The sequence below is a fragment of the Polaribacter aquimarinus genome, assembly GCF_003129485.1.
Classification (GTDB): domain Bacteria; phylum Bacteroidota; class Bacteroidia; order Flavobacteriales; family Flavobacteriaceae; genus Polaribacter; species Polaribacter aquimarinus.
The window spans coordinates 64,995-79,427 of sequence record NZ_QFFG01000005.1 but is presented as its reverse complement, the minus strand read 5'-3'; the positions used below and the strand labels follow the sequence as shown (position 1 = coordinate 79,427).

10 protein-coding genes are annotated in these 14,433 nt (G+C 30.6%); all 10 read right to left on the bottom strand.

The genetic code is table 11. The features are described from left to right. Positions 1 to 66: 66 nt before the first annotated feature. Entirely contained in the window at positions 67 to 2,646 is a 2,580-nt protein-coding gene (locus DIS07_RS11485) for a chondroitinase-B domain-containing protein (protein ID WP_109405402.1), read from the bottom strand. A 126-nt stretch (positions 2,647 to 2,772) separates the two neighbouring features. After that, positions 2,773 to 3,540: an SDR family NAD(P)-dependent oxidoreductase gene (locus DIS07_RS11480; protein WP_109405401.1), complete on the bottom strand. Its 768-nt coding sequence runs from the start codon at positions 3,538 to 3,540 to the stop codon at positions 2,773 to 2,775. Positions 3,541 to 3,551: 11 nt separating this feature from the next. Then, positions 3,552 to 4,643 carry a polysaccharide lyase family 7 protein gene (locus tag DIS07_RS11475; protein WP_109405400.1) on the bottom strand — a complete coding sequence of 364 codons (1,092 nt, stop codon included), beginning with the start codon at positions 4,641 to 4,643 and terminating at the stop codon, positions 3,552 to 3,554. 21 nt (positions 4,644 to 4,664) lie between these two features. Beyond that, positions 4,665 to 5,939, bottom strand: coding sequence for an Nramp family divalent metal transporter (locus tag DIS07_RS11470; RefSeq protein WP_109405399.1), 1,275 nt, complete (start codon positions 5,937 to 5,939; stop codon positions 4,665 to 4,667). Between the two features lie 30 nt (positions 5,940 to 5,969). Continuing rightward, positions 5,970 to 7,859, bottom strand: coding sequence for an NADP-dependent phosphogluconate dehydrogenase (gndA, locus tag DIS07_RS11465; protein WP_109405398.1), 1,890 nt, complete (start codon positions 7,857 to 7,859; stop codon positions 5,970 to 5,972). 2 nt (positions 7,860 to 7,861) lie between these two features. Continuing rightward, positions 7,862 to 8,890 carry a polysaccharide lyase family 7 protein gene (locus tag DIS07_RS11460; RefSeq protein ID WP_109405397.1) on the bottom strand — a complete coding sequence of 343 codons (1,029 nt, stop codon included), beginning with the start codon at positions 8,888 to 8,890 and terminating at the stop codon, positions 7,862 to 7,864. A 29-nt stretch (positions 8,891 to 8,919) separates the two neighbouring features. Continuing rightward, on the bottom strand, positions 8,920 to 9,921 hold the full coding sequence (locus DIS07_RS11455) for a sugar kinase (protein WP_109405396.1): 1,002 nt from the start codon (positions 9,919 to 9,921) through the stop codon (positions 8,920 to 8,922). Between the two features lie 11 nt (positions 9,922 to 9,932). After that, positions 9,933 to 12,236, bottom strand: coding sequence for a chondroitinase-B domain-containing protein (locus DIS07_RS11450; RefSeq protein ID WP_109405395.1), 2,304 nt, complete (start codon positions 12,234 to 12,236; stop codon positions 9,933 to 9,935). Positions 12,237 to 12,250: 14 nt separating this feature from the next. Continuing rightward, the gene (locus DIS07_RS11445; RefSeq protein ID WP_109405394.1) at positions 12,251 to 13,171 is read right to left on the bottom strand and encodes a polysaccharide lyase family 7 protein; all 921 of its coding nucleotides are present in this window, start codon (positions 13,169 to 13,171) and stop codon (positions 12,251 to 12,253) included. Next, positions 13,168 to 14,235: a T9SS type A sorting domain-containing protein gene (locus DIS07_RS11440; RefSeq protein ID WP_109405578.1), complete on the bottom strand. Its 1,068-nt coding sequence runs from the start codon at positions 14,233 to 14,235 to the stop codon at positions 13,168 to 13,170. Before DIS07_RS11440 ends, DIS07_RS11445 begins: the two co-directional genes overlap by 4 nt. Positions 14,236 to 14,433: the final 198 nt, after the last annotated feature.

The window sequence follows — 14,433 nt, the reverse complement described above, 5'->3', positions numbered from 1 at the left end:
TAGACAAAATAAGATAGATGTCTTTATTTAAAATGACATCAATCTTAATAAAAATTGTGAAAAAATCTAATTTGAAATTGTTATCAATTTTGAGAATGATTTTTGTTCATTGTCAATTTTAACAATATATAAGCCACTTTGTAAAAATGAAATGTCTAAACTAAAATTTTGAACAGTATTTCTTATTTTTTTTTCTAATACTTTTTTACCGTCAATACTGTAAAGTTTGATTTCTTTTATAGGTTGATTTATGTTTCTTATGTGAAGAACATCTTTTGTAGGAATAGGTAATATTTGAAAACTGAAAGTTTCGAAATTATTTGTCGAAAGGGCGGTTGGTTCTCCATAAAATTCTATTTCAGTAAAGTTATTCCATTGGCTTTTTCTAGTATCACCCTCTGTATTAAATCTTCCAAAACCTACTAATTTAATATAACGCGCTTTGGATGTAATTTTATATTGGTCATACTCATCACGTGTTCCAAGTGTTGTTGTTATAGCTAAATTTTCTGTTAAGGGTATAATTTTTGTAAAATCTGATGCGCTTGTACCAGATGTAGAAACCCAAATTTGAAATCCGTATGGATCTGATTTGTTATCTGTTGCAATTCGAATTATTTCAAGATTATACTCTTCACTTAAATCGAAAATAACATATTCGCCATCACCTTTGTAATCTCCATTTAAAATATCTCCATCATCTGCAGTCCATTGTGTTCCTGTATCTTTATCAAGAATGTTTTTTGCATAGTTAAATTTTGTTGAGCCATCAACTTGTTCTTTTGAAAAAGAATGTATAGAAACTGGATCGTTACTATCACCTGTATTAATTAGAGTAGAGGTCGATGTTAAATCTGCTCCTTCTTGATTTATAGTTAATGTTCTCACTATATCATCACCCCCAGCAACTTGAGTAAAAGTTAAAGAGCCTGTTCTTGCATTTGTATCTTCGTTTTTTGTAACTGATACAGAGACAGTAGCATTTCCAGTTCCAGAATTTGTATCTATCGTTATCCAAGAATCATTTGAAACTGCAGTCCAACCAACATTTGCCGTAACATCGACGTTATAACTACCGGCTTCAGAAGGTAATGTTGTTAAACTACTTATAGTTAACGACTCACTTACTTGAATAGTACAATTTCCATTTGTTATGTTTGCTCCTGAGTTATTTAAAAAGCATGCACCAATTCCATAACCAACCATATTGTCTGTGGTTGGCATATAAGAACCCATATTTGCCCCTTTACTTGTAGAACCTGTTCCGGAAAGTGTGAAAATTTCTCCATTTGCTGTTGCTGTAATTCCTGTTTCTTCAGAGAATCCTGAATTGGTAACTCCTAAAGAGGTTCCTTTGTAAACATTATCAGCATATGTTAAAGAGGTACCCATATTATTATAAGCAGAAGCTGTATCGCCAGAAATAACATCAGATACATTTGCATCACCTGATGCAAAAAATATTAAGTTGTTTGAAAGTGTACCAGTCACATCATTTGTACCTTTACTTGTATTGTAAAATAAAGGTGCATTTGTATTGATAATCGTGTTGTTAGAAATTGTGATGTTATTAGATTTCTGATACCCATTTGTGGTATTAGATGCTGCACATGCAACTGCTGCATTGTCTCCTCCTCCAATAAAAGTAATTCCATTATTCCATTTTGCTTGACTAGCTACAGTTATACAGTCTTGAATATAATTATTGGTAATTGTATGGTCGCTATCTGTAATTCTTATTCCTCCTGTTCCATCAACATCTTCTCCTAGAAAATAATTTCCATCCACAGTTGCATTAGAACCATGACGTAAAACTAAAGAACCTCTGCATCTTCTAAAAGTATTGTTGATGAACTTATTGTTTTTACTTTTATTGGTAATAATTTCATTTTCTCCATCAGCTTCAACAAAATAATTATTACTTACAGTTGTATTGCTATTTACATTTTGATTATTACTACTACCAATTCTTATCGTTTCACTATCTCCTGAATTACTTAAAGAAGGGTCTATTTTCGCATATTTATAAAAGTAATTTTTAGTAATTGTATGTCCAACATTATTACAACTTGTATTAGTTGAACCATCTTGAGAGGCATTGTAATAAAGTTCAACTAAAATTAGAGCTCCAGCACTTTCTTTATTCATAAAAGAACAATTAATTACAGTATTATTAGTTCCATATAAAACAATCCATCTATGCTTTGTTATAGATGTAGTTCCATCATCAGCTTTATCATCTGGACTAATTTCTAAACCGTCTATTGCACAATTTTGAATGGTACTATTATTTGCATAATCTGAACCATCTCTAAATTCAATAAAGTTGCTATCACCATAACCACCTTTCCAGTGAAAACCATCTACTATTACATGATCTCCACCAATACTCATCCTTAAACCTCCAGTAAATACTACTCCTCCAGGAGTTGCAGCTTTAAAAGTAATTGGTAAAGCAGCTGTAGCTGTTGATGGAGAAAATTTTATCCTCTCATCAGATGTATAAGTACCATCAGCCAAAATAACAATATCACCTGCATTTAAACTTAAACTTTCTATTTGTTCAGGGGCATTAATATTGTGCGTAGTTTGTCCAATTATAGAAATTGTAAAAAATAGTAATAATAGGAGAGTAGTTTTTTGCATAATTATTTAAATTTAATATAAATAAAATTGGTTTACCAGATTGGTAAACCAAAAATACAAATAATTATGACTCAACAAAATAATTTTACAAAAAACTGAATGTTAAAGTTTTAGGTATTTAAAAATCTACATATTATACACACCACCATTTATATCTAAAGTAGCACCTGTAATAAAACCATCATATTCTGATGCTAAATACAAAACAGCTCTTGCTACATCATCTGTATTACCCGCTCTTTGAATAGGAATACCTGCAATTGTTTCTGCTGCTGATTCTTTTGTTGTATGTGTATTGTGAAAAGAAGTACCTAAAATCAAACCTGGAGCAACAGCATTCACTTTAACTCCTTTTGGACCCAATTCGGAAGCTAAGGCTCTTGTAAAAGTTAATATAGCTCCTTTACTTGTAGCGTAAACTAATGAACCTGGGTGACCTCCTTTTCTTCCTGCCAATGAGGCTAAATTTACGATACTACTATTTTCATTTTTTGTTAAATAAGGAGCTGCTGCTTTGGTTACAAACATCATAGAAGTAAGGTTTATATCCATTACTTTATGCCAAAAATCAGCTTCCATTTCTCCTAATAATCTACGAGCAACCAAAGAACCAGCATTATTAATCAGTATATCTAAACCACCTAATGCATCTATGGTATTATCAACTAATAAATTTGCATCTTCTTCTTTGGTTAAGTCACCACTTATTGCAACTGCTTTTTGGCCTTTATGAATTGCATAATCAACTAATTCATTCGCTGTTTCAGCGCTAGAAAAATAATGAATTGCAACATTAGCGCCACTATCTATAAAGTGTTTTGTAATAGCTTCACCAATTCCTTGTGCTCCAGCAGTAATCAATATGTTTTTTGACAAAAGTTTACTATTTTTCATCTAATTATAATTTATTTTACTTTATCATTTTTACTAAAATACCCTTCATTTGAAACAGCATTTTCACTTACTAAAATACTTCCTGTTTTAAACCAAACTTCTGCATAATTTCCATCCGCATATTGTTTTTTTAGGTCTCCATTATGTGTTTCAGCACCAGAACACCAATTTCTATTTACCTCTGGTGATTTTCCGTTAGTTTGATTGTAAGCTCCTAATTTAAAAAAGCATCCTTCACCTGTATAAGCTTCTTTTCTTTCTACACCATCTTGACCAATTGGAAAAAATAATTTTTGAGTTTGTTCTGGAATTGCTTCTTTAGTTGCGTATTCAGATTCTATTAAATTTTTAGTAAATGTTTTTGTTTGATGATTTTTACTGCTAAACTCCAATTTCATAATTCCGTTTTTGACTTCAATTTTATAACTGAACTCTTCACCTAAAGCAATTCCATCCTTTGGTTCTTCTGGATACTTTTTTTCAGTTTCTCCAATCACAGAAAAATCGTGACCCCAAACTCCTGAAGAAAAATCCCATCTACCAGAATTATCATCACCTGCTGTATTAATTTCATAATGCCAAAACACTGAACCTTTTGTATAGCCTGGAAACTTCTTGTAAAATATTTTTAATGGCTCATTTTCGTGACCATCTGCACTATGAATTTGGCCAACTACAACAGAATAAGAAGCTGCTACTCGTGCATCACCAGTAGAAGAAACATTCATTACTTTTAAGGTTGCCGTTAATTTGTCGTTTGCAGTTTTTGGATACCACTTTTTGGTTTGCGCTAATTCTGTTCTGGTATTATTAGAAGTTCCGTGTGTATTTCCTCCATTTGGAGTTTTAAAAACTACCCAGTTATTTTCACCATCATTTTTAGTAAAAAAGTAATCTTTATGTTCAAAATTAATAGGAATACCCGCATTAGAACCATCACCTAAAATTAACTTCCATTGGTCAAAAAACGGAATAACATCACTTGCGTAGATGGTTTTTTCAGTCTTTTTCTCTAATGTTTTTTTGTGTTTATCCTTACAGCTATTTAATGTTAAAAGTGAAATCAAAACACAACTTACTAAAGTGACAATTTTATTATTCATAATTATGATGTTTTATTAATATTAAAAATATTCTGTGAGTGCAATAATTCCGTTATAAGAAATAACTAACGAAAAGAATAAAGCAGCAAAAAGTCCTACGTTCACTGCCAAACCAGTTTTATATGTTTTCATTACTTTTTTACTATTTACCATTAAAATAATACCTAGGATTACTGCTGGTAATACAAACACATTAAATACTTGTGATAAAATTTGGATTTCAATAGGATTTGCTCCAAAAACAGGACCAATTAAAGCAACCAAACAAGCTATAAAAGTTATAATTCTAAATTGTTTAGAGCTGGTATCTAATTGACCTGATTGATAATCTGCCACCAACAAAGGAGCAATTAATAAACAAGGAAAAATAGAAGATAAACCTGCACTTAAAGCCCCAAAAAAGAAAATTGTCACTGCCCATTTACCTGCTACTGGCTCTAAGGTATTTGCCATATCTAAAACGTGCGTAACTTCTTTACCTTCGTAAAATAACGCGCCAGCTGCAACCGCCATTATTACTCCACTAATGATAAAAATTAAAATGGCTGCTGTGATAGCATCCTTTTTCTGTTGATCTAAATTTTTAATAGTCCAGCCTTTTCCCTTTACAAATAATGGTCTTGATAAAAATGTAGCAGAAGCCATTGTTGTACCCACAAAAGCAGCAACTAACATTTTACCTCCAGAAACATCAGGAATAGTAGGTATTAATCCTTTAACAACATCTAAAGGAAGAGGTTGCACAAAGAACAAAGAAAATATAAAAGAGAATCCCATTAAGGTTACGAAAATGACTAATATTTTTTCGAAAAAAGTATACTTACCAACCAACATCAATAAATAAAAAGTAACTATAATAACGATTGCAGTTGTTAAAACGGTTTCATATTTATAAGCTGTTAATCCTTCAAAATTTAATGATAAGATTTCATAAATAATATTAGACGAGATTCCTAAAATCCCCATTAAGGAATTCCATTGACCAAACGTGATACCAATAATGATTAATATGGCTAACCCTTTACCAAATTTTAAATGCTTTTTAAATCCATAAAGTGCCGTTTCTCCCGTAATTAATCCATAATTACCATATGCAAACATTAATACACCAGAAAACAAACAACTTAATAATAATACCCATAATAATTGCATATTAAATTTACTACCAGCAACAATCATAGATGTTACACTACCTGTACCAATGGTATAACCAATGGCAAATATTCCAGGACCAAAACCCAAAATGATAGCAATGATTTTTTTGAGAAAAGATTTTTTTGATGTTGTTGTGTCCATAATATTGGCTAGTTTAAATTTAGTTCGTTTTTATTTCCATTGCGTATGATAAAATTTACCAGAAGGATCGTCTTTTCTTTGATAAGTATGCGCTCCAAAATAATCGCGTTGTGCTTGAATAATATTTGCTGATGAGTTTTCTTTAGCAAAATTATGTAGGAAATTTATAGATTCACTTAAAGAAGGAATTGCAATTTCATTTAAAACACATTCTGAAACTACATTTTTTACTGAAGCCTTTAATTTTAAAATTTGATTTTTAATTGTCTCATCATTTAAAATATTCTGTTGTGATTTAAAGACTTGAACTAAATCTGTCATTAAATCAGATTTTATAATACAACCACCTGTCCATATTCTAGCCAATTCGCTTAAATTGATATTCCAATTATAATTTTCTGAAGCTTGTTGTATCAAGCGAAATCCTTGATAATGATTAATAATTCTCGCAAATTGATAAGCTTCTGAAATAGCTTCTGTAGAAATATTAGGTTTTGATTTAGAACTTGCTTCAAAATTTTTACTTGCTTCAGTTCTTTCTTCTTTAAAAAACGAAGTATATCTAGCAAATAATGCAGATGCAATCATTGTATTTGGTACTCCTAATTGAGCAGCAGCAATTGTTGTCCAGTTTCCTGTGCCTTTATTACCTGCTTTGTCTACAATTTTGTGAATCAACCAATCATTTTCTTCTTTTTTTCTTAAAATATCAACTGTAATTTCTAGTAAATAACTATTGGTAGTTGCTTTCCAAGATTCTAAAATGTTAGCAATTTCATCAGGATTATACTCTAAAGATTGAAAGATGGTAATCACTTCTGCCAACAATTGCATTTCTACATATTCAATGCCATTATGCACCATTTTTACAAAATGCCCACTTCCTTCAGTTCCTATATATGTGCAACAAGGCAAATCGTTTTTATCTTTGGCAGCAATCGTTTCTAGAAATGGTTTAATTTCTTTATAGGCGTTCTCATTTCCACTCGGCATAATAGAAGGTCCTTTTAAAGCGCCTTCTTCTCCACCAGAAACACCTGCTCCAATAAAATGGATGTTCTTCGTTTTTAGGTAATCAAAGCGTTCTTTCGTTTTTAAATAATTAGAATTTCCGCCATCAATTAAAATATCATTTTCAGATAAATGCGGTAATAAATCTTCAATAACGTAATCTATGGTTTTGCCAGCATTTACCATCAACATTATGCGTCTAGGTTCTTGCAAAGAGTTAACAAAAGCAGCAATATCATCAAAAGCTAAAGAGTTTGATAATTCAGGATAATTTTCTTTAAATTTTTTAGCAACATCAACTTCAATGGCATCTATATGTCTGTTAAACATCGAAATTTTAAAGCCATTATTGGCTAAATTTCTACACAAACTTTTCCCCATTACTCCTAAACCAAATAATCCAAATTCTGATTTATTCATAAGTTCTTCTTTGATTTTTTTTACAATGTTTTCTGGTGATAGATTGATATCTACTTTCAGGCAATCTTTAGGTTCTTCTAAAATATCAAACTGCGATTGCAACAAATCTGAAGACATAAAATGACCTTCTCTATCGTTAATACGTTCTTTAATTTGATTGAATGTACCTGATAAATAAATCCAATTTGTTTTGTTGGAAATATCCCTATTTAAGATTTCTCTATACTTTTCTTTTAACGCAGAACAAACAATAATACAACTGTTATGAATGAGTTGTTTTTGGGCTAACTTGTTTAAAGTTTCTAGCCAACTTTGTCTGTCATCATCATTTAAAGCTTGACCTGAAGTCATTTTTTTGATGTTCTTTTCAGGATGATAATCATCGCCATCAAAAAAAGGAATATTGAGTTCTTTTGATAATAGGTTGGCGATTGTACTTTTGCCACAACCAGAAACGCCCATTATAAAAAACACTTTATAGAGAGACATTTTTATTTCTTTGGAGGTTGAGCATCTCCAACTGTAGCTTCTTTAAACCAAACTTCTGCATAACTTCCATTTGCATATTGCTTTGCTATATCACCTTCATAAATCTCAGACCCTGTTTTAACATTAGCCTGATTGTATGCACCTTGTTTGAAATAATTGATTTCGCCAGCATATGCAATTTCACGTTCAACTCCACCACCTTTTTCTCTGTTGGCATATGTTCTTTTTACTTGTTCTGGCACATCTGCTCTTGTTCCAAATTCTGTTTTTATCAAACTTTTTGTAAAAGTTACTGTTTTATGATTTTTACTGGCAAATGTTAAATACATAATTCCTTTATACACATTTACTTCATAACTAAACTCTTCACCTAAAGCAATACCATCTTCGGGTTCTTTTGGATATACTTTTGCACTTTCTCCAACTATCGAAAAATCGTGACCCCAAACTGCATTTGAATGGTCAAATCTTCCAATATTATCTCCTTTTGTATTGATTTCATAATTCCAAAAAACAGAGCCTTTTGTATGTCCTGGGAATTTTTTATAATAAATTTTTAGAGGTTCATTTTCGTGACCTGCTCCACTATGAATTTGCCCAACAACCACAGAATATGCAGAAGCTTTAGTAGCATCACCAGTTGTGGAAACGTGCATTACTTTTAAAGTACCTGTTAATTTTCCTCCTTCTTCAGGAATCCAATGTCTTTTTTCTCCTAACTCAGTTCTGGTGTTGCTTGATGTTCTAGAGGTTATTCCAGAATTAGGTGTTTTATACACAACCCAATCCGTTTTTCCATCATTTTGAACATAAAAAAAACCTTCTTTTTGAAAACCAACTAAATCATTAGACTTTGTTCCATCACCTAAAAGGATTTTCCATTTGTCCATAAACGGAATTACATCACTTGGAGATTTAACTTTTTTTGCAGCTTTACTCGTCGTTTTTTCACTTTTTTTACTTGAACAACTATTTAAAAATAGTGCAAAACAAGCTATAAAAAAAAGTTTGCTAGTTAATTTAATATTCATTTTTCTTAGATTTTAAGTGATAAAAGGAACTATCTTTTTATAGCACCAGATGTATCTCCTTGCATTAAACTTTCTACATTTTCTAAAGAAACCATATTTACATCACCAGGAATCGTGTGTTTTAATGCGCACGCGGCAGATGCAAATTCAATTGCTTCTTCATCTTTATAATGTAGTAAACCGTAAATTAAACCTGCTGCAAAGGCATCACCAGTACCAACTCTATCAATAATATGGGTAATGTTTAACATATCACTTTTAATATATTCTTTACCATTATATATTTTACCTTGAATTTGGTGATGAGAAGCACTTAAAGTTCTTCTTGTCTTTTTGACAACTTTTTTAATCTTAGGATAAACTTCAATTAATTGTTTGGCTAAAGATTTAAAACTATCTTCAATTTTTCCAATATCAAACATTTCTCGAATTCCACGACTACTAGTAATTACAACATCAGAATGTTCTACCAAATCAGGAATAACTTCTTGCATAGTTTTGCCATATTTCCACATATTATCTCTCGAATTGATATCCCCAGAAACAGTAATCCCTAATTTATTTGCAGTCTTAATAGCATCTAAACAACATTGTGCAGCTCCATCAGAAATTGCAGGAGTAATCCCTGTCCAATGAAACCAATCTGCATCTTTAAGAACATCTTCCCAGTTGATCATTGAAGGTTCTATCATAGAAAAAGCAGATCCTTCGCGCTCATAAATAACTTCGCTAGGTCTATGTACAGCACCTTTTTCTAAAAAATATTTTCCCATCATGCTATCTCCATAAACAACATGCTCAGTACTTAACCAATGTCTTCTTAGAAATTGTGTAGCAGCTTTACCAAGCGTATTGTCTGGAAAACGAGTTACGTGTGCAGCTTTCATACCCAAATAGGCACAAGAAATAGCAACATTTGCTTCACCACCACCATACACCAATTCTAGTGAAGATGCTTGGGAAAATTTCTCATATCCTGGAGGCGATAAACGCATCATCACTTCTCCAAATGTTATTAATTTTTTAGGCATCACTTTTCTTATTAATACATTAATTTTTGTTTCAAATTCTCCTCAGTTTTTATCTTTCCTGAGTTCATCAGAGTATTGCTTGATTCAACATTATTTTTTGCGCCCCATAAAATAGATACAAACTGAACTTTATTATTTTTAAAAGTATTGTTATTAATATTCACATTCACAATACCTCTGTGATTTAACAACATTTTATTCTTTTCTTTGGCACCACAATTTGTAAATGTAGAATTAGTTACTAATAGGTTTCCACCAATTGTAGACTCATCATAACCTCCTCTGTAATAATCTACTACGTTTTGTTTTACAGAATTAAAAGTGCAACTATCTATGGTTAAATATTCTGTGTTATAATCTCCTCTATCATTGGTTTCTTCTGATAATTCTAATCCGTTTTCACAATTTAAAATAGAAGAGTTTTTAAATATTATTTCTTCAGAAAATGCTTGTTTATAGACTCTTAAAGCATAATTAAAATGGCTGATTTCAGAATCTATAACTTCTAATCCGAAGTGATTAGACATATTCTTTTTTAGAGTTGAAAAAGCATAATTGTTGTTATTTCCTTTTAACTTGATATTTCTCAATGTTAATTTTCCATAAGGTTGTAATGAAAATAATGGAGTGTCTTTTTCACCATTAAAAATTATTTCAGCTTTTCCTTTGGATTGAATTGTGATGGATTTGTTAATCGCTAAAGATTTTGGAACTAGATAAGTTCCATCATTTAAACTAATAAAATCTCCACTTTTGGCTTGTTGAAGTTTTGTTACAAATTCATCAGCTTTATTTACAAAATGAATTTCCCCTTCCTTTTCTTCAACTTCATTAGAATACCAATCTGCACCATATTTAGTTTTATCTAACAAATTCAATTTGATGTTTTCTGAATTTAGCAATGCCCCAATTTGATTGGATTTACTTCTGGATTTCCCAATTAAATCTTCAGTAATGGTTTCAAAATCGAAACCATTATATGGTTCTACATCGTCAAAACCAGCAATTGGCACAGCAATATTTGAACCTATATCTGTAAGTGTTAATTCTTTTGAAATGAGTCCAACTCTTTTTGAAAACGCTACACCATTATTATCTATTACGTTGCTTTTAAAGGTAACTCCGTCTGCTTTATCGTGTTCTATAATTGGGTTTGCATCACCTTTAGAATTATAAATTACATTATTTACAACTTCAGTTCTTAAAGGCCTTGCAGATCTAATTTCAGATTTTGGCAACACATCTTTTTGTGCTAAATTTTGTCCAACTCCAAATTGAAAAGGCGAGTCTGAATCTACAAACGTATTATAAGCCACAACTACATCTGTTACTTGATTGTATCTATTTAATGGAGATTTCGGAATTCCGTTCATAATTGCGATTGGACTTCTAAAGTTCTTTCCTTTTATTTTATAAAATAGATTATTAGTAACCCAATGACCTGTATTTATAATTCTGATTCCTCCATATTGATCATTAACCCCATCACCAATAAAATAGTTTCCATCAACCTTTACATAATTTCCGTGTCTTGTAACTACAGAACCTTCACTTCTGTAAAACACATTATTTTTAATGATGTTAAAATTGGTTTTACTTGAGATGATTTCTACTTCACCATTACATTCTTCAAACAAATTATTTGCAATTAAAGTATTGCTTGGAGACATTGATGTAAAGCTACTTCCTAACTGAATCGTTTCTCCTCTTGCACCACCTTTTCTTGGTCTTGGACCAAAGTGATTATTAATGATTTTATGATAATTTCTAATGCTTTGATTTCCTTTTAAATCTACTCTAACTGTTGGACCTCCATTTGTTTTTCCAGCGATATAACAATTCTCTAAAGTATTGTGTTTTCCATAAAACTGCACCCATAGATTATCTTGATCTCTTTCTAAATTATTATAATCTAAAATAACACAATTGGTAACTTTACTATGATTAGCAACTTTACTTTTACTAGTTCTGAAAGCAATTACATTTGTTTTGGGCGAATGTCCATTTCTAAAAAACAAACCACTTACTTCTAGATAATTTCCACTTATTTCTAAACTAGATACCCCTTCAATAAAAACTTTACTAGCAGTTTCTGCACTTAGTTTTATTGGATTTTGTTTGGTTCCTTCACCTATAAACTTAATTTCTACATCTTTCCAAACACCGTTTTTAAGCACAATTTCATTTCCTGGTTTTGCTTTTTCTATAGCTTCTTGTAATTCTGTATTATTACTTACTAAAATGTTATTTGAAGTTTTATTATCACAGGAAAGAAGTAGTAAAAATAAACTTATAATTAAGAATGTTTGTTTCATGAAATGATCTCTATTTAATGTGTTACTTTTAAATTATAATATTTTAATCTAGAAAAAGCTCCAGATTGTGTAGTACTTAAATAATTACCCGCTTTAAAGTAGTTTTCGAAGGGCCATTTTGCCAAACTAATATCTTCAAATATATACGGTGTATTATTATTTAACTGTAATTCTATTTTTCCTTTAGATGCAGTTATTCTAAATTCGAATTCGTCAAAACCAACTGTTCCCATATTATATTTTTCGTCTTTCCAGGTAGCATTACTCACATCTAACAAATCGTCTCCGGTTGTGTTTTCATTTACCAAAGATTTTTTATACACCCATAAATCCCCATCTATCCAGGTCATCTTTATTAATGGAGGACCATTATTGGAACTTACTCCTAATCTATTTTTATCAGTAATAGATAAAATGCCATGAATTTGCATCACTATTGTTCTATGGTATTCTCTACTCGAGGAATTATCTTTAGAAATCTCCATCATCTTTAACTTACCTTTCATGGTACCACCTGTCTCTAGAGTCCAGTTTATCTTAGAATTAGAAGGCACTATCAATTCTCTTAACTCTGTTCTAGAATAGGAACTATTTGCCGTAGATTGGCTTGGAAAGGTATAAAACACAATTGATGAATCAGAAATTTCATCGTACATAAAAGGCTGAACAGCTTTTAATGCTCTATAACCTCCATTAATTAAATCTGAAGGTCTGTATTCATCCGGACTACCATTATTGTTTTCATCTACTGGCAAAGTAACTTTCCAATTAGAAAAATCAATATCGGCATATATTATTGTGTTTTCAGGATTGTCTATCTCATCTAAAGAATCTTCTTCGACAATTTCTTCTTCTATTTCATTTTTAGAAGAACAAGAACTAAACAGAAAAAAATGTAAAACAAATACTAAAAAAACCGTTTTTCTAAAAATCATTTTATATAACACTTTAAAATCTTAGTAGTTACGGTATCTTTTTTAAATACCATAAAATATAATCCTTTAGAAAAACCAGAAATATCTAGTTTATTTTTTTGAATTCTTTTTTTAATATTTACTTTTCTACCAGAAAAATCATACAATTCTATAGAATTGTAATTTCCTGAATTGGCATTTTTAAACTCAACTTCTTTTGATGCTGGGTTAGGAAAAAGTAAAATATTTGCTGCTTTTGCTTTTAAATAATCAACAGATAAAGAACCTGTAATCTCTTCGATGCTAAAATCAGAATATTTAACAATTTCATCTTTTAAATCTTGCTGATTGTTTAAACTTCTATAAATTCCCCATTTTGGTCTTGCAAATTCAGCTCCATCTTGCCAAGTATCAATTGAATTGCTTTTATAGCTAAATAAAACTTCTTTGGTTGCATTCTTTTTAATTTCAATTTGATAACTACCATTATTTCCATATTCAATCACCTCTTTAACTTCTACCCATGTTCCTCTAAATAGGTTTAAATTCGCAGTTTTTAAAGTACTCTGATTTGTTGTAGATGTATATCTTAACTCTAATCTATCGGGGCTTGATTTTCTTAAGGTTAAAGATATCATAGGTATTGAAGCATAAGGACCTCCAACCGATTTTATCTGATGAATATGAGTAAAACTTGATGAGGTCTTAAAATCATCACTAATTCTAAATTTCCATTTGTATTCTACAGTCTCATTATATCTTGCGATTACATTTTCTGGAGAACCACTGTATGTTTTTATTTCATTTCTCTGCCTATCAAATTTTTGACAACGATCGTTATCTGGAGTTACATGAATATGAAACTGAAATACATATTTATTTAGTTCAGCATCGAAAATTTGAGTAATATGTTTCCCAAAACTACTATGATTACAATCGGGTACTTCTATAACATTTCTATTTGCTGATGCCAAAACAGAGTTAATTAAATCGTACGTATTTGTTTTACCATCGGCATTTAAAACTACCTGATTTAATGCCGTTTGAGAAATTAAAAATAAACAAAATAAAATATAGTTTCTCATTTTTAAAATTGGTTTACCAGTTTGGTTTACCAAATATACGTTAAAAATTTTAAATCAAGTTAAAAAAACTATGAACAAAAATTATAAACCAAAATAGACTTAAAAATATACATCGGCTAAAATTATAAACATACTCAATTCTTAATTTTATACAATTGTACTAAAATATACTTCTTATGAATTTTTTTTATCCCTAAA